13 protein-coding genes and 1 pseudogene are annotated in these 15541 nt (G+C 66.2%); 9 read left to right on the top strand and 5 right to left on the bottom strand.

Features of this window, described 5'->3' with window-relative positions; all coding sequences use genetic code 11:
• The first annotated feature begins 6 nt into the window (after positions 1–6).
• The 8 genes and pseudogenes from ACETMP_RS02100 (at position 7) to ACETMP_RS02065 (ending at position 10564) form a co-directional block, all read left to right on the top strand.
• Positions 7–1138: pseudogene (locus tag ACETMP_RS02100) on the top strand (M20/M25/M40 family metallo-hydrolase).
• A gap of 240 nt (positions 1139–1378) precedes the next feature.
• Positions 1379–2320, top strand: coding sequence for an ABC transporter permease (locus ACETMP_RS02095; protein WP_375159723.1), 942 nt, complete (start codon positions 1379–1381; stop codon positions 2318–2320).
• A gap of 21 nt (positions 2321–2341) precedes the next feature.
• Positions 2342–3229: an ABC transporter permease gene (locus ACETMP_RS02090; protein ID WP_028137266.1), complete on the top strand. Its 888-nt coding sequence runs from the start codon at positions 2342–2344 to the stop codon at positions 3227–3229.
• A 131-nt stretch (positions 3230–3360) separates the two neighbouring features.
• Positions 3361–5010 carry an ABC transporter ATP-binding protein gene (locus tag ACETMP_RS02085; protein ID WP_375159722.1) on the top strand — a complete coding sequence of 550 codons (1650 nt, stop codon included), beginning with the start codon at positions 3361–3363 and terminating at the stop codon, positions 5008–5010.
• A 264-nt stretch (positions 5011–5274) separates the two neighbouring features.
• Entirely contained in the window at positions 5275–6780 is a 1506-nt protein-coding gene (locus ACETMP_RS02080) for a M81 family metallopeptidase (RefSeq protein ID WP_375159721.1), read from the top strand.
• A gap of 13 nt (positions 6781–6793) precedes the next feature.
• Complete coding sequence (locus tag ACETMP_RS02075) at positions 6794–7966, top strand: M20 aminoacylase family protein (RefSeq protein ID WP_028137269.1); 1173 nt, start codon at positions 6794–6796, stop codon at positions 7964–7966.
• The gene (locus ACETMP_RS02070; RefSeq protein WP_375159720.1) at positions 7959–9380 is read left to right on the top strand and encodes an amidase; all 1422 of its coding nucleotides are present in this window, start codon (positions 7959–7961) and stop codon (positions 9378–9380) included. Before ACETMP_RS02075 ends, ACETMP_RS02070 begins: the two co-directional genes overlap by 8 nt.
• Before the next feature lie 293 nt (positions 9381–9673).
• Positions 9674–10564: a crotonase/enoyl-CoA hydratase family protein gene (locus tag ACETMP_RS02065; RefSeq protein WP_375159719.1), complete on the top strand. Its 891-nt coding sequence runs from the start codon at positions 9674–9676 to the stop codon at positions 10562–10564.
• 96 nt (positions 10565–10660) lie between these two features.
• Here ACETMP_RS02065 and ACETMP_RS02060 read toward each other — a convergent pair whose 3' ends face one another.
• The 3 genes from ACETMP_RS02060 to ACETMP_RS02050 all read right to left on the bottom strand — a co-directional run bounded on the left by ACETMP_RS02060 (position 10661) and on the right by ACETMP_RS02050 (position 13089).
• Positions 10661–11638 (bottom strand): NADPH:quinone oxidoreductase family protein, encoded by a 978-nt coding sequence (locus ACETMP_RS02060; protein WP_375159718.1) that lies wholly within the window; start codon positions 11636–11638, stop codon positions 10661–10663.
• Positions 11638–12246, bottom strand: a complete 609-nt coding sequence (locus ACETMP_RS02055) for a 2-hydroxychromene-2-carboxylate isomerase (protein ID WP_375159717.1) — start codon at positions 12244–12246, stop codon at positions 11638–11640. The genes ACETMP_RS02060 and ACETMP_RS02055 overlap by 1 nt, the downstream gene beginning before the upstream one ends.
• A gap of 141 nt (positions 12247–12387) precedes the next feature.
• A complete protein-coding gene (locus ACETMP_RS02050; protein WP_375159716.1) occupies positions 12388–13089 on the bottom strand; it encodes a glutathione S-transferase N-terminal domain-containing protein in 702 nt (233 codons plus the stop codon).
• A 132-nt stretch (positions 13090–13221) separates the two neighbouring features.
• On the opposite strand from ACETMP_RS02050, the gene ACETMP_RS02045 reads away from it, so the two are divergent.
• Positions 13222–14244, top strand: a complete 1023-nt coding sequence (locus ACETMP_RS02045) for a methionine synthase (RefSeq protein ID WP_375159715.1) — start codon at positions 13222–13224, stop codon at positions 14242–14244.
• Between the two features lie 25 nt (positions 14245–14269).
• Here the strand turns inward: ACETMP_RS02045 and ACETMP_RS02040 are convergent, their stop codons facing one another.
• Positions 14270–14887, bottom strand: coding sequence for a hypothetical protein (locus ACETMP_RS02040; RefSeq protein WP_375159714.1), 618 nt, complete (start codon positions 14885–14887; stop codon positions 14270–14272).
• A 125-nt stretch (positions 14888–15012) separates the two neighbouring features.
• The gene (gpt, locus tag ACETMP_RS02035) at positions 15013–15540 is read right to left on the bottom strand and encodes a xanthine phosphoribosyltransferase (RefSeq protein ID WP_375159713.1); all 528 of its coding nucleotides are present in this window, start codon (positions 15538–15540) and stop codon (positions 15013–15015) included.
• Between the last annotated feature and the right edge of the window lies 1 nt (position 15541).

The raw sequence follows: 15541 nt of genomic DNA, 5'->3' as shown, positions 1-15541 counted from the left end.
ATTGAGATGAATCCAGCCAATCTTCCCTTCGATTCCGAGGCCATGCTCGAAGGCCTGCGCACCTGGGTGGAATGCGAGAGCCCGACCTGGGATGCCGACGCCGTCGACAGGATGCTCGATATCGCAGCGCGGGATATGGCCATCATGGGTGCGACGATCGAGCGCATCGCGGGCCGTCAGGGCTTTGGCGGCGTGATCCGCGCGCGCTTTCCGCATCCGAGACAGGGCGAGCCCGGCATCCTGATCGCCGGACACATGGATACCGTCCACCCGGTCGGCACCATCGAGAAGCTGAAATGGCGGCGCGAGGGCAACAAGTGCTACGGCCCCGGCATCTATGACATGAAGGGCGGCAACTACCTCTCGCTGGAAGCGATCCGGCAGCTGGCGCGCGCATCCTTCACCACGCCGCTGCCGATCACCGTGCTGTTTACGCCGGATGAGGAAGTCGGCACGCCCTCGACGCGAGACATCATCGAGGCGGAAGCCGCGCGCAACAAATATGTACTGGTGCCCGAGCCCGGCCGGGCCGACAACGGCGTCACCACCGGACGTTACGCCATCGCACGCTTCAATCTCGAGGGCGACGGGACGGCCGAGTCACGCCGGCGCGACGCTGTCGGCGGGCCGTTCGGCAATCCGCGAGATGGCGCGGCAGATCCTCGCGATCGACGCGATGACGACGGAGGACTGCACCTTCTCGGTCGGCGTCGTGCATGGCGGGCAATGGGTCAATTGCGTTGCCACGACCGCCACCGGCGAAGCGCTCTCCATGGCCAAGCGGCAAGCCGATCTCGACCGCGGCGTCGAGCGGATGCTGGCGCTGTCAGGCACGACCAACGACGTCACCTTCAAGGTGACGCGCGGCGTAACGCGCCCGGTATGGGAGCCGGATGCGGGCACGATGGCGCTGTACGAGAAGGCACGCGGCATCGCCAAATCTCTCGGCGCGGAATTACCCCATGCGAGCTCCGGCGGCGGCTCCGACGGCAACTTCACCGGTGCGATGGGCATCCCGACGCTCGACGGCCTTGGCGTGCGCGGCGGCAACGGCCACACGCTGGAAGAGTATATCGAAGTCGAGAGCCTCGTTGAGCGCGGTCGGCTGATGGCGGGACTCTTGGCGACACTGGAGTGATGGTGCAGGCCGTCATTCCGGGGCGGCGCGTAGCGTCGCACCCGGAATCTCGAGATTCCGGGTTCGCGTCTGCGACGCGCCCCGGAATGACAAAGCATCGGAAGGGGCTACACGCTGCCAAAACAGCTGACCGCACTGCAAAAACCGCGACCCTGATGGCACGGGAATTGCTGAAATGTTAGGCTGATGGCAGAACAGACCCTCGCTGCCACGATTTGACTCTAATCTGACGGATCCAACTTGCTCGGATATCTCTTTCGCCGAATCCTCGCCGCCGTGCCCGTGATGGGCGTCGTCGCGCTGTTCGTCTTCCTCCTGCTCCGCCTCACCCCTGGCGATCCCGCCGCGATCCTCGCCGGCGACAATGCGACGCCCGAGCGGCTGGAGCGCATCCGCACCTCGCTCGGCCTCAACGAGCCGCTGATTGTGCAGTTCATCACCTGGGTCAACAAGCTGCTGCACGGCGACCTCGGAACTTCGCTGATCTCCAACCTGCCGGTGATCAAGATGATCAGCCAGCGCGTCGAGCCCTCGATCTCGCTCGCGCTGTCGACGATCATCCTCGCCGTCATCGTCGCAGTCCCGCTGGGCGTGATCGCGGCATGGAAGCACGGCACCTGGATCGACCGCTTCGTGATGGGCCTGTCGGTGCTCGGCTTCTCGGTGCCGGTGTTCGTGGTCGGCTATGTGCTGATCCAGATCTTCGCCATCGAACTGCGCTGGGTCCCGGTGCAGGGCTTCCGCAGCGTCTTTAACGGCTTCGGGCCGTTCTTCGAGCGCATCATCCTGCCGACCTGCGCACTTTCCTTCATCTACATCGCGCTGATCGCCCGCATGACGCGCGCGGCGATGCTGGACGTGCTCGGCGAGGATTATGTGCGCACGGCGCGCGCAAAAGGCATCAACGAGGTTGCGGTGATGATGCGCCATGCGCTGCGGAACGCCGCGGTGCCTGTGATTACCGTGATCGGCACCGGCTTCGCGCTGCTGATCTCCGGCGTCGTCGTCACCGAGAGCGTGTTCAACATACCCGGCATCGGCCGCCTCACCGTGGACGCGGTGCTGGCGCGCGACTATCCGGTGATCCAGGCGATGATCCTGCTGACATCGCTCGTCTATGTCGTCGTCAATCTTCTGATCGACGTCGCGTACACCCTGCTCGATCCCCGGATCCGGTACTGAGGCAAGGATTTAAGAACGAACATGTCGGTCGATACCCTTCCACAGTCCTCCATTCCGATCACGTCGCCGCTGCGGCCGCGGTTCGGATTCCTCACCTCGACGCCGATCATCGCCACGGCGACGGTCCTGCTCGCCTTGATCGTGCTGGTCTCGATCTTCGCGCCGCTGATCGCGCCCCATGATCCGATCCAGCTCGCGCCGTCGCAACGGCTCAAGCCGTCGTCCGCGCAATTCCTGCTCGGCACCGATGCCTACGGCCGTGACCTGGCCTCGCGCGTCCTCTATGGCGGCCGCATCTCGCTGCTGATCGGCATCGGCGCGGCCATCCTGTCGATTGCCATCGGGCTCGCGATCGGCCTCGTCTCCGGCTTCTTCAAGCTGGTCGATGCCGTGCTGATGCGCGTCATGGACGGCCTGATGGCGATGCCGAGCATCCTGCTCGCGATCGCCGTGGTGTCGCTGTCCGGCGCCAGCCTCTGGACCGTGCTGATCGCAATCACGATTCCGGAGATCCCCCGCGTCGCGCGCCTGGTGCGCTCCGTCGTGCTCTCGGCACGGGAGGAGCCTTACGTCGAAGCCGCGATTTCGGTCGGCTCCAGCCTGCCGAAAATCATGTTGCGGCACCTGATGCCGAATACGGTCGCCCCGCTGATCGTGCAGGGCACCTATATTTGCGCCAGCGCCATCCTCACCGAGGCCATCCTGTCCTTCCTCGGCGCCGGCATCTCACCGGAGACGCCGACCTGGGGCAACATCATGGCCGAGGGCCGCCAGTACTTCCAGATCAAGCCGTCGCTGATCTTCTGGCCGGGCCTTCTGCTCTCGATCGCCATCCTCAGCATCAATCTGATCGGCGACGCCGCCCGCGACGCCCTCGATCCGCGCATGAAGCAGCGGGAGGGGAAGTGAGGTCCTCAGTTTCGGCACTCCGGGCCGCGACGCCGTCGCGAACCCGGAATCCATTTCAACACCGACACTGCGGCCCGATGAATTCCGGGCCGCGCTGCGCGCGCCCCGGAATGACGGCGGAGAGAATTGACGTGACCAACATTATCCTCGACATCAACAACCTCGTCGTCTCCGTCGGCAAGAAGCCAGGCGGGCCGAAGATCATCGACGACATCTCGATCCAGGTGCGCGAGCGCGAGACGCTGTGTCTTGTCGGCGAAAGCGGCTCGGGCAAGTCGGTGACCTCGCTCACCACGATGGGCCTGCTGCCGAAGGGCACACTGGTGCCCACCGCCGGCAGCATCAAACTGGTCGGCGAGGAGCTGCTCGCCGCCACCGATCGCCGCCTGCGACAGCTTCGCGCCACGCAGATGGCGATGATCTTCCAGGAGCCGATGACCGCGCTCAATCCTGTCGTGCCGGTCGGCCGTCAGATCGACGAGGTGCTGCGCGCGCACACCAGCCTCGACGCCAAGGCGCGCAAGAAGCGCATTCTCGACATGATGGAGCAGGTCCACCTGCCCCAGGTCGAACGCATCTTCGCGTCCTACCCGCATCGGCTCTCCGGCGGCCAGCGCCAGCGCATCATGATCGCGATGGCCCTGGTGCTGGAGCCGAAGCTGCTGATCGCCGACGAGCCGACCACCGCGCTCGACGTCACCACGCAGAAGCAGATCCTGACGCTGATCCGCGAGCTGCAGCGCGATCACGGCACCGCGGTGCTGTTCATCACCCACGACATGGGCGTGGTCGCCGAGATCGCCGACCGCGTCGCGGTGATGCGGCAGGGCCGCCTGGTCGAGACCGGCCCGCTCGACACCGTGCTGCGCAATCCCACCATGGAGTACACCCGCAATCTGCTCTCTGCGGTGCCGAGCCTGGTGCCGCGCGCGGCGCGACCCGAGACCAAGGAGCCGGTCGTGCTGGAAGCCAACGAGCTCAGCAAGGTCTACAAGGAGCGCGCCTTCTTCGGCAAAGGCCGCGAGGTCGTTGCCGCCGACAAGGTGACGCTGACCCTGCGCAAGGGCCGCACGCTCGGCATCGTCGGCGAGAGCGGCTCGGGCAAGTCGACAGTAGCGCGCTGCATCGTCCGCCTGATCGACCCGACCTCCGGCGGCATCCGCCTCGCCGGCCGCGAGATCGCCGACATTTCGCGGCGCCTGCTGCAGCCGCACCGGCAAAAGATCCAGATCGTGTTCCAGGATCCCTACCGCTCGCTCAACCCGCGCGTCACTGTCGGCGAGAGCATTGCCGAAGGCCCGATCAATTACGGCGTCGCGCACGCTGACGCTATGAAGCGGGCGCGCGAGCTGCTCGAGCTGGTCGGCCTGCCCCCCGACGCGGTGTCGCGCTATCCGCACCAGTTCTCCGGCGGCCAGCGCCAGCGCATCGCCATTGCCCGCGCGCTCGCGCTCGATCCGGACGTGCTGGTGGCCGACGAAGCGGTCTCCGCGCTCGACGTCTCGGTGCAGGCGCAGGTGCTGGACCTGCTCGACGAGATCCAGACCCGGCTCGGCATCGCCATCCTGTTCATCACCCACGATTTGCGCGTCGCGGCGCAAATCTGCGACGAGGTCGTGGTGATGCAGCACGGCCGCGTGGTCGAGCAGGGCCCGGCTGCCGAGGTGCTGACGCATCCGCAGCAGGCCTACACCAAGGCGCTGCTCGACGCCGCGCCAGGACGCGGCTGGGATTTTGCGAACTTCCGGCCGGTGGCGGAAGGTGTGGGGGCCGCACTGTAGCTCTCTGCGCCGTCATTCCGGGGCATCGCGAAGCGATGCGCCCGAATCCATCGGACAGCTGATTCTATAGCGCAATGGATTCCGGGCTCGCGCCTCAGCGGGCGCGCCCCGGAATGACGGTGGATCGAGTCAGCGCGCTCTCACCGCATCCGCAGCATTCCCAAAACAGCTTGACCCTATGCACGGCGCGAGTGCTTCCCGCCTTGCTCTCTCCTTCGCGCCGGGGCTAACGTCGCGCACTTTCAAAACGCTGGACTTGAATTGATGACACGTATCGCCGTTGGCGGCTTCCTGCACGAGACCAACACTTTCGCTCCCACCAAGGCGACCTTCGCCGACTTCCAGCATGGCGGCGGCTGGCCGGCGATGACCGAGGGGGCCGACGTGCTGAAGGTGATGCGGCGCATCAATGTCGGCCTCGCCGGTTTCGTCGACAGCGCCGAGACCAACGGCTGGGAACTCGTACCGACGATTGCCGCCGCGGCGAGCCCCTCCGCGCACGTCACCGAGGACGCCTTCGAGCGCATCGTGAAGGTGATGGTCGACGGCATCGCAGCCGCGGGCCCGATCGACGCGGTCTATCTCGACCTGCACGGCGCGATGGTGACCGAGCACCTCGACGACGGCGAAGGCGAGATCCTGGCGCGGGTCCGCCGCGTCATCGGCAGAGACGTTCCGCTGGTCGCCAGCCTCGACCTCCACGCCAACGTCACCCCCGAGATGATCGAGCATGCCGACGCGCTGATCGCCTACCGCACCTATCCCCACGTCGACATGGCCGAGACCGGCCGCGCCTCGGCGCGACATCTCGCTCTGCTGCTGAAGACGAAGCAACGCTTCGCAAAGGCGTTCCGGCAATTGCCGTTTCTGATTCCGATCAGCTGGCAATGCACCAACGACCAGCCCACCAAGGGCATCTACGAAAAGCTCGCCGCCCTGGAGAGCGATGCGGTCCCGACGCTGTCTTTCGCGCCGGGCTTTCCCGCCGCCGACTTCCGCGATTGCGGGCCGAGCGTGTTCGCCTATGGCACGACGCAAGCGGAGGCCGATCGCGCCGCGGACGCGGTCATGCGGCTGGTCGAAAGCCATGAGGACGATTTCGACGGCAAGATCTGGACGCCCGACGACGGCGTGCGCCACGCCATGGAACTTGCCAAGAGCGCGAGCAAGCCGATCATCATCGCCGACACCCAGGACAATCCCGGCGCCGGCGGCGATTCCGACACCACGGGCATGCTGCGCGCGCTGGTGCGTAACAAAGCGAGCGCCGCGACCGGCGCGATCTACGATCCGGTCTCGGCCAAGGCCGCGCATGCGGCCGGCGTCGGCGCCACCGTGACGCTGTCGCTCGGCGGCAAGTCCGGCATTCCCGGCGACGAGCCCTACACCGAGACCTTCGTGGTCGAAAAGCTCTCCGACGGCCGCTTCATCGCACCGGGTCCCTATTACGGCGGCCGCGAGATGGAGATGGGCCCCTCTGCAGCCTTGCGCATCGGCGACGTCCGTGTCGTGGTGAGCTCGTACAAGGCCCAGCTCGCCGACCAGGCGATGTACCGCTATGTCGGCATCGAGCCGACGCAAGAGAAGATCCTCGTCAACAAGAGCTCGGTGCACTTCCGCGCCGATTTCGAGCCGATCGCGGAGAAGCTGATGATCTGCGCCGCGCCCGGCGCGATGCCGGCCGACACCGCCTCCCTGCCCTGGACGCGGCTGCGCCCGGGTATCCGCATCAAGCCGAACGGCCCCGCTTTCATTCCTCCCTCACGCTGACTGGACAAAGCACATGCCCACGATCGACCGCATCGACGGCTATGCCGACGAACTCACCGCCATCCGGCGCGACCTCCACGCCCATCCCGAGATCGGCTTCGAGGAAGTGCGGACCTCCGGCATCGTCGCCGACAAGCTCAAGAGCTGGGGCATCGAGGTGCACCGCGGCCTCGGCGGCACCGGCGTGATCGGCGTCATCAAGGGCAAGGGCTCGGGCAGCAAGCGCATCGGCCTGCGCGCCGACATGGACGCGCTGCCGATGGAAGAGAACACCAATCTGAAATGGAGCTCGAAAATCCCCGGCCGCTTCCACGGCTGCGGCCATGACGGCCACACCACCATGCTGCTCGGCACCGCGCGCTACCTCGCCGAGACCAGGAATTTCGACGGTACCGTACACCTGATCTTCCAGCCGGCCGAGGAAGGCCTCGGCGGCGCCCGCGCCATGATCAAGGACGGCCTGTTCGAGAAATTTCCGTGCGACGAGCTCTACGGCCTGCACAACGCGCCCGACCTCAACCACGGCGAGATCGCGATCCTGCCGGGCCCGGCGATGGCCAGCGCCGACTTTTTCGACCTGCGCATCACCGGCTACGGCGCGCATGGCGCGATGCCCGAGCGCTCGAAGGACGCGGTGATCATCGCGACCACGCTGGCGCAGGCGATCCAGACCATCGTCAGCCGCAACGTCGATCCGCTGCAGGCCGCCGTGGTGTCGATCACCCAGATCCATGCGGGCTCCGCCTACAACGTCATTCCCGGCGACGCGCATCTTTGCGGCACCATCCGCACCTTCTCGAAGGAAGTCCGCGCCCTCGTCAGCGAACGCATCCGCACGATCTGCGCCGGCGTCGCCAGCGCCTACCAATGCGTGATCGACGTCGACATCCGCGACACGTTTGGCGTGCTGATCAACCAGGTCGAGCAGTCCAAGGTGGTCGAGGAGGTCGCGCGCACCATCGTCGATCCCGCCAACGTGATCACCCGCGCCCAGCCCAAGATGGGCAGCGAGGATTTCGCCGACATGCTGGAGACCATTCCCGGAGCCTATTTCTGGGTCGGCCATGACGGCTCGGTGCCGGTGCACAATCCCGGCTTCGTGCTCGACGACAAGATCCTGCCGATCGGCGCCAGCATGTTCGCGCGCATCATCGAGACGCGCATGCCAGTGGGTGCCAATGCATAAGAAGCGTGCCGACGAGGCGGTCACCTCGCTGCACGATCTGTCCGCGGTCGATCTGATCGCGGGCTATCGCGCCAAGCAATTCTCGCCGAGCGAGGTGCTGGAGGACTTGCTCGCGCATGTCGCGGCATGGGAACCGCATCTGAAGGCGCTCTATGCATTCGATCCCGACGGCGCGCGCGAGGCCGCCAAGGCTTCGTCCGCGCGCTGGGCCGGCGGCGAGCCGTCCGGTGCGCTCGACGGCGTGCCCGTCACGGTGAAGGACAACATCGCGACCAAGGGCGTGCCTTTGCCGCTGGGCGCGGCCAGCGTCAAGCTGGTGCCGGCCGAGAAGGACGCCCCGCCCGCCGCGCGGCTGCGCGAGGCCGGCGCGATCATCTTCGCCAAGACCACCATGCCCGATTACGGCATGCTGTCCTCCGGGCTCTCCAGCTTCCACGCGCTGGCGCGCAATCCCTGGGACCTCACCAGGAATCCGGGCGGCTCCAGCGCGGGCGCAGGGGCTGCCGCTGCGGCCGGCTACGGCCCCTTGCATCTCGGCACCGATATCGGCGGCTCGGTCCGCCTGCCGGCCGGCTGGTGCGGCCTCGTCGGCCTGAAGCCGAGCTTTGGCCGCGTGCCGATCGATCCCACCTATGTCGGCCGCGTCGCCGGGCCCATGACCCGTACGGTCGATGATTGCGCGCTGATGATGAGCGTGATCGCCAAGCCCGACCGGCGCGACGGCATGAGCCTGCCCGCCGAGCCGCTCAACTGGAAAGGCCTGGAGAAGTCCCCGCGAAAACTGCGGATCGGCTTGATGCTCGATGCCGGCTGCGGCCTGGCGCCGGAGAAGCCGGTGCGCGAGGTCGCGGTGAAGGCGGCGAAGGCGTTCGAGTCCGCGGGCAGCGTCGTCACCGAGGTCGACGGCATCCTGACGCGCGAGATGCTCGACGGCCTCGACAATTTCTGGCGCGCCAGGATGTGGGACGATCTGTCGAAACTGACGCCGGCTGAGCAGGCCAAGGTGCTGCCCTACATTTTCAAGTGGGGCGAGTCCGGCGCCAGGCTCTCGGGCGTCGACGTGATCCGCGGTTTCAACCAGACCATGGCGATCCGGGCCGCCGCAGCCAGACTGTTCTGCGAGCTCGACTATGTGATCTCGCCGACCGCACCGAACGTGAACTATCCGGCGGAATGGGCTTCCCCCACCAACGATCCGATGAAGCCGTTCGAGCACATCGCCTATACCGTGCCGTGGAATATGTCGGAGAACCCTGCGGTCTCCGTCAACGGCGGCTTCGACGCCAAGGGCTTTCCCATCGGCGTGCAGATCGTCGGCCGCCGCTTCGACGATATCGGCGTGCTCGGCATGGCCAAGGCGTTCGAGGCCCTGCGCGGCGCGCAGCGGCCCTGGCCGAAGCCGCCGGCGAAGTAAGCACCCTCTGTCATTCCGGGTTGCGCCCACTTGGCGCAAGCCCCGATGACTTGGGACAGACAACCTGCGGGAGCCTCTTGCTTACCCTCCCCTGGAGGAGGGGGGTCAGCTCACATTGAGCGCAGCGAAATGTGAGACGGGGTGGGGTGACGGTCTCTCCACATCCGACACTGCCCGAGGAGAGATCACCCCACCCCGCTCGCGCTGCGCGCGATCGACCCTCCCCTCCAGGGGAGGGTAAAGACAACCAGCCTCTGCCGTCTGCGCAGCAAGAAACAAGGAAGGAAACCATCATGGCGTATGAGACGATCAAGTACGAGGTCGCCGAGCAGATCCTCACCATCACGCTGAACCGGCCCGACAAGCTCAACGCCTTCAACGCGCAGATGCAGGCCGAGCTGATCGACGCGTTCGACGCCGCCGACAAGGACGACAATATCCGCGCCATCATCGTCACCGGCGCCGGCCGCGGCTTCTGCGCGGGCGCCGATCTCTCCTCCGGCGCCGACACGTTCGACCGCGACGCGCGGCGCGGGCCGGTGAGGCGCCTTGCCGACGGCAAGGTCGATTACAGCGATCCGCAGGTGCGCGACGGCGGCGGCCAGGTGACCTTGCGCATCTTCAAGTGCCTGAAGCCCGTGATCGCCGCGGTGAACGGCCCGGCGGTCGGCATCGGCGTCACCATGCAGCTCGCGATGGACATCCGCATTGCCTCGGACGCCGCGCGGTTCGGTTTCGTGTTCTCCCAGCGCGGCATCGTGCCGGAGGCCGCCTCGAGCTGGTTCCTGCCGCGCATCGTCGGTATCTCGCAGGCGCTGGAATGGTGCTATTCCGGCCGCGTCTTCCCGGCCCAGGAGGCCCTCGCCGGCCGTCTCGTCAGCAAGGTCGTCGCCCCCGACGATCTCCTGCCGACCGCCCGCGCGCTCGCCAAGGAATTTGCGGCGAAGACCGCGCCGGTCTCGGTGGCGCTGATCCGCCAGATGATGTGGCGCATGATGGGCGCCGACGATCCCATGGAGGCGCACAAGGTCGACAGCCGCGGCATCTACGCCCGCGGCCGCTCGGACGACGTCAAGGAAGGCGTGGTGTCGTTCCTGGAGAAGCGGCCGGCGCAGTTCAAGAACAAGGTGTCGACGGACATGCCGGATTACTTCCCGTGGTGGACGGAGCGGGAGTACAAGTGACGCGTAGCGTCATCCCGGGGCGATGCGAAGCATCGAACCCGGGATCTCGAGATCCGGGTTCGCCCTTCGGGCGCCCCGGAATGACGGCGGTGAGGATCACTCCATCATCAGCGCGACGCGACCGATCGCCTTGCGGTCGATCAACAGCCGCATCGCCTTCGCATAGTCCGCCAGCGGCAGGCGGTGCGAGACGCTGGGGCGCAGCTTGCCCTGCTCCGCCCATTGCAGCAGCGCCTTCAGGCGCACCTCTCCCAGCGCGGGATTTTTCCGCACGGCTTCGCCGGCACGCACGCCGAGCACGCTGGCGCCCTTGATCAGCAGGAGATTGGTCCTGGCCGAGCCGATGCCGCCGGTGAAGCCGATCACCAGGAGCCGCGCGCCCCAGGCGATGCAGCGCAGCGAATCTTCAAAGACCTGGCCGCCGACGGGATCGAACACGACGTCGGCGCCGCGACCGTCGGTGATGCGCTTGACGGCATCGCGAAACGGCTCGCGGTCGTAGCGGACGAGATGGTCGGCGCCGCGCGCCTTGGCGACGGCGAGCTTTTCGTCGCTGGAGGCGGTCGCGATCACGATCGCGCCGAGCATCTTGCCGATCTCGACCGCGGCCAGTCCCGTGCCGCCGCCGGCGCCGTGCACCAGCAGCACCTCGCCCGGCTCGACCCGGCCGCGATCGATCAGCGCATGATAGGCCGTGCCATGGCCGGCAAGATAAGTTGCAGCTTCCGCGTAGTCGAATGTCGACGGCTTAGGGGTGAGCTGAGACGGCGTGACGACGGCTTCATCCGCAAACGCACCGTGGCGCATCTTGACGATGACCTTGTCGCCGACGGCAACACCTGTCGCCTCCGGGCCGATCTCGGTGACGTCGCCGGCGGCTTCCATGCCGGGCGTGAACGGCAGCTCCGGCTTGAGCTGATATTGGCCGGCCGCCATCAGCACATCGGGAAAATTCAGCCCGGCGGCCCGGATCGCGACGCGCACCTCGCCGGGCTTCAGGACGCGCGATGGATGTTCCTCGAGCCGCAATGCTTCGGGCTCGCCGAGCGTGCGGCAGACGACGGCCCGCACCATCAGGCCGCGCTCGCCTTGCTGCGCAGAAGCGCTTCGCGGATCAGCGGCAGGCGGTCGTTGCCGAAATACATGTCGGTCTTGTTCACGAAGATCGTCGGCGAGCCGAAGCCGCCGCGCGCGACCACCTCTTCGGTATTCGCCTTGAGCTGGTCCTTGATGCCCTGCTCCGAGATCCCTGCGAAGAATTTCTGCTCGTCGATGCCGACCTGCCTGCAGATCTGGGCCAGCACGGCGTCCTGCGAAACGTCCTTGTCACCGCCCCAATAGGCTTCGAACACGGCGGTTGCGAACGGCACCATGTCCTTGCCCAACCAGATGCAGCCGCGCATCGCCTTGACGCTGTTCACGGGAAACACCGTCGGCGGCATCTTGATCGCAAGGCCCGCCGAGCGCGCCCAGTCCTGAAGATCCTTCTGCATGTAGCGCGCCTTCAGCGGCACGGGCTTCTCGCGCTGCGCATAGACGCTCGGATTGACGGTGTTGAAGATGCCGCCGACCAGGATCGGCCTCCAGACGATCTCCGCGCCCAGCTCCTTGGCCAGCGGCTGGATGTTGTGGAAAGCGAGATAGGTCCAGGGGCTGGAACAGTCGAAGAAGAACTCGATCATGGGGGTTCCTTGTGTCTTGGTTGTCCCGCTCCCTCCCCGTCATCGCGAGGAGCGAAGCGACGAAGCAATCCAGGTTGCCACTGCGGAAAGATTCTGGATTGCTTCGCTTCGCTCGCAATGACGGGGAAAGAGCGATGGCCGTCACTTCCTTCCCAACACTTCCTTAGCCCTTTGCCCGAACATGATCTTGCGTGATTCCTCGTCGAAGGGCTCCTTCACGAATTTTCCGATCGCAAGCCCCGCCTGCACCTGCGGCCGTGCCCGCACCTCGGCGTACCAGCGCTTGACGCTGGGATAGTCGTCGAGCGTAAAGCCCTGCGCCTTGTGGGTCATGGTCCAGGGAAAGCAGGCGATGTCGGCGATCGAATAGTCGCCGGCGACATAGGAACCCGTCTTCTCCAACTGGCGGTCGAGCACGCCATAGAGCCGGGCCGCCTCGTCGCGATAGCGCGCGATCGCGTAAGGAATTTTCTCGGCCGCATACAGCGCGAAATGACCGTGCTGGCCGAGCATCGGACCGAGCCCCGCCATCTGCCACATCACCCATTGGATCGTGGTGGAGCGGCCGCGCAGGTCGGCGGGAAGGAAGCGGCCCGTCTTCTCCGCGAGATAGATCAAAATCGCGCCGGTCTCGAACGCCGAGAATGGACTGCCGCCATCGGCGGGCTCGTGATCGACGATCGCGGGAATACGGTTGTTCGGCGAGATTGCCAGAAACTTAGGCGCAAACTGCTCGCCGGCGCGGATGTCGACGGGCTTGACCGTGTAGGGCAGCCCGAGCTCCTCCAGCATGATCGAGATTTTCCAGCCGTTGGGCGTCGGCGCGTAATAGAGGTCGATCATGACCTGTTCCCTGGCGTTTCCTTGACAATTTCCCTTGTCGCTGCCGGACGAGAGAGCGACTTTCGTTGTTCTGTACCTCGACGTTAGGACATGGCAGGAAGGGGCGCAACACAACCTGCCGGGAGGGCCGCCATGCTGTTTCCAACCACGATCGCCGGCTCCTTGCCGAAGCCGGAATGGCTCGCCGAGCCCAACATGCTCTGGGCGCCCTGGAAATCGCAAGGCGACGAACTTCTCCGCGCCAAGCGCGACGCGACGCTGATCTGGCTGAAAATCCAGGAGGACGCCGGCATCGACGTCGTCACCGAGGGCGAGCAGGCCCGGCAGCACTTCGTCCACGGTTTCCTCGAGAAGATCGAAGGCATCGACTTCGCCCACAAGGTCGAGATGGGCATCCGCAAAGACCGCTACAAGGCGATGGTGCCGCAGGTGGTCGCGCCGCTCCGGCTGAAAGATCGCGTCCATGCCTTCGAGGCGCGCGTGGCCCGCACGCACACCAGGAAGAAGCTGAAATTCACGCTGCCCGGCCCGATGACCATCATCGACACCATCGCCGATCGCTATTACGGCGACCGCGTCAAGATGGCGTTTGCCTTCGCCGAGCTCTTGAACGAGGAAGCCAAGGCCTTGCAGGCCGACGGCGTCGATCTCGTGCAGTTCGACGAGCCTGCCTTCAACGTCTACATGGACGAGGTCAACGATTGGGGCATCAAGGCGCTGGAGCGCGCCGCGCAGGGGCTGACCTGCACCACCGCCGTCCACATCTGCTACGGCTACGGCATCAAGGCCAACACCGACTGGAAGGAGACGCTGGGCAGCCAATGGCGGCAATACGAGCAGATCTTCCCGGCGATCGACGCGAGCCCGATCCAGCAGGTCGCGGTCGAATGCCGCAATTCGAAGGTGCCGCTCGACCTGCTCGGGCTCCTGAAGAACAAGATCGTGCAGGCCGGCGTGATCGACGTCGCCAGCGACGCGGTGGAGACCGCCGAGGACGTCGTCCAGGTGATCGACGCCGTGTCAAAGTTCGTGCCCAAAAGCAACATCATCGCCACCACCAATTGCGGCATGGCCCCGATGCGGCGCGAGATCGCCGAAGCCAAGCTGATGGCGCTCGGCGCGGGCGCGGCGCTGGCACGCGAGAAGTTGGGATGATGGCGGCGACCTGCAAACGGCTCCGCTAGTCCAGAGCCGTCGGATGCAGCGCCGGCCGATATCCGGCGCTCAGCGCCCGCAATGCGGACGGAGGCGTCAGCAACATCGGGCCTTCCGGCTCGCGCTCGGTGCGGGCATAGCCGGCGGGGGACCATAGCCGCGCCCGGCCTTTCTTCATCAGAAAGCTCTCCTCGCCCAGCTGCACCATCGCGCCATCCGGCAAGTCTGCGAGCGCCACTTGCAGCGGGTGCAACCGCTTGCGGCCGCGATCGAGACGCTCCCGATGCAGCTGCGCGTCCATCGCCTTTGCGCTCACCTTGCTTGCGCCATTGCCCCGCTCCCAAGCTGTGCGGAAGCGGTTGGCATCGTCGCGGCGGCAGAAGAAGCAGGGGCGGTGCCCCGCGGCAAGCGCGGTGGCTTCGTCGAGAAAGAACAGCTCGGTCCAGCTCCGCCGCGCCATCACCGGCCGCCGCCAGCCGCGGAATTCGCACAGGCAGGTGATCCACGCCGGTGACGACCAGCGCTTCTTCAGCAGAGACTTCGTCGCGGGATCGTGGATGATGCCGCGATTGCCGGTGAACATGCCGCGATGCGGGGTGGCGATGATGTCGCCGGTGGGCGTGACGCGGTTTTGCAGGGGCATGGGGCGACTATTCTGCTGCCGTCATTCCGGGGCGATGCGACCATCGAACCCGGAATCTCGAGATTCTCAGGCGCAATTGCGCACCATAGTTCGGTCCTGCGACCGCCCCGGAATGACTCCATACCTCACGCCGCCCCGTCGCGCAGCGGCGGGTGGTAGGACAGCGCGGTGTCCCAGGGGAAGAAGATCCAGGTGTCCTGCGAGACCTCGGTGATGAAGGTGTCGACCAGCGGGCGGCCCTTCGGCTTGGCGTAGACGGTGGCGAAATGCGCGTCCGGCAGCATCTCGCGCACCAGCCGGCCGGTCTTGCCGGTGTCGACGAGGTCGTCGACGATCAACAGCCCCTTGCCGGTGCCGCCGCCAAGCTTCATGGCCTGCTCCGAAATGCCCTTGAGGACCTGGAGCTCGCCCTGCTTGTCGTGATCGTAGCTGGCGATACAGACCGTATCGATCACACGCACGCCGAGCTCGCGGGCCACGATCGCGGCCGGCACGAGGCCGCCGCGCGTGATCGCGATCACCGCGTGGAACGGACCGACCTCGTTGAGCCGCCAGGTCAGCGCCCGGCAATCCCGGTGGAATTGGTCCCACGAGACCGGAAAGGCCTTGCCCGCCCGCTCCTGTGCGCTCAGTTCCGGTGCTTCACCAGCCATT

It is taken from the genome of Bradyrhizobium dasycarpum (genome assembly GCF_042019905.1).
GTDB classification, from domain to species: Bacteria; Pseudomonadota; Alphaproteobacteria; order Rhizobiales; family Xanthobacteraceae; genus Bradyrhizobium; species Bradyrhizobium japonicum_B.
Note: the sequence above shows the minus strand (reverse complement) of the source record. Positions and strands in the feature narration are given on the sequence as shown.

Excerpts from the sequence above, each read along its gene's own strand:
- ACETMP_RS02060 (WP_375159718.1), bottom strand. The coding sequence starts at position 11,638 with ATGGTGCGGGCCGTCGTCTGCCGCACGCTCGGCGAGCCCGAAGCATTG.
- ACETMP_RS02070 (WP_375159720.1), top strand. The coding sequence starts at position 7,959 with ATGCATAAGAAGCGTGCCGACGAGGCGGTCACCTCGCTGCACGATCTG.
- gpt (WP_375159713.1), bottom strand. The coding sequence starts at position 15,540 with ATGGCTGGTGAAGCACCGGAACTGAGCGCACAGGAGCGGGCGGGCAAG.
- ACETMP_RS02045 (WP_375159715.1), top strand. The coding sequence starts at position 13,222 with ATGCTGTTTCCAACCACGATCGCCGGCTCCTTGCCGAAGCCGGAATGG.
- ACETMP_RS02055 (WP_375159717.1), bottom strand. The coding sequence starts at position 12,246 with ATGATCGAGTTCTTCTTCGACTGTTCCAGCCCCTGGACCTATCTCGCT.
- ACETMP_RS02075 (WP_028137269.1), top strand. The coding sequence starts at position 6,794 with ATGCCCACGATCGACCGCATCGACGGCTATGCCGACGAACTCACCGCC.
- ACETMP_RS02040 (WP_375159714.1), bottom strand. The coding sequence starts at position 14,887 with ATGCCCCTGCAAAACCGCGTCACGCCCACCGGCGACATCATCGCCACC.
- ACETMP_RS02050 (WP_375159716.1), bottom strand. The coding sequence starts at position 13,089 with ATGATCGACCTCTATTACGCGCCGACGCCCAACGGCTGGAAAATCTCG.
- ACETMP_RS02080 (WP_375159721.1), top strand. The coding sequence starts at position 5,275 with ATGACACGTATCGCCGTTGGCGGCTTCCTGCACGAGACCAACACTTTC.
- ACETMP_RS02065 (WP_375159719.1), top strand. The coding sequence starts at position 9,674 with ATGGCGTATGAGACGATCAAGTACGAGGTCGCCGAGCAGATCCTCACC.
- ACETMP_RS02090 (WP_028137266.1), top strand. The coding sequence starts at position 2,342 with ATGTCGGTCGATACCCTTCCACAGTCCTCCATTCCGATCACGTCGCCG.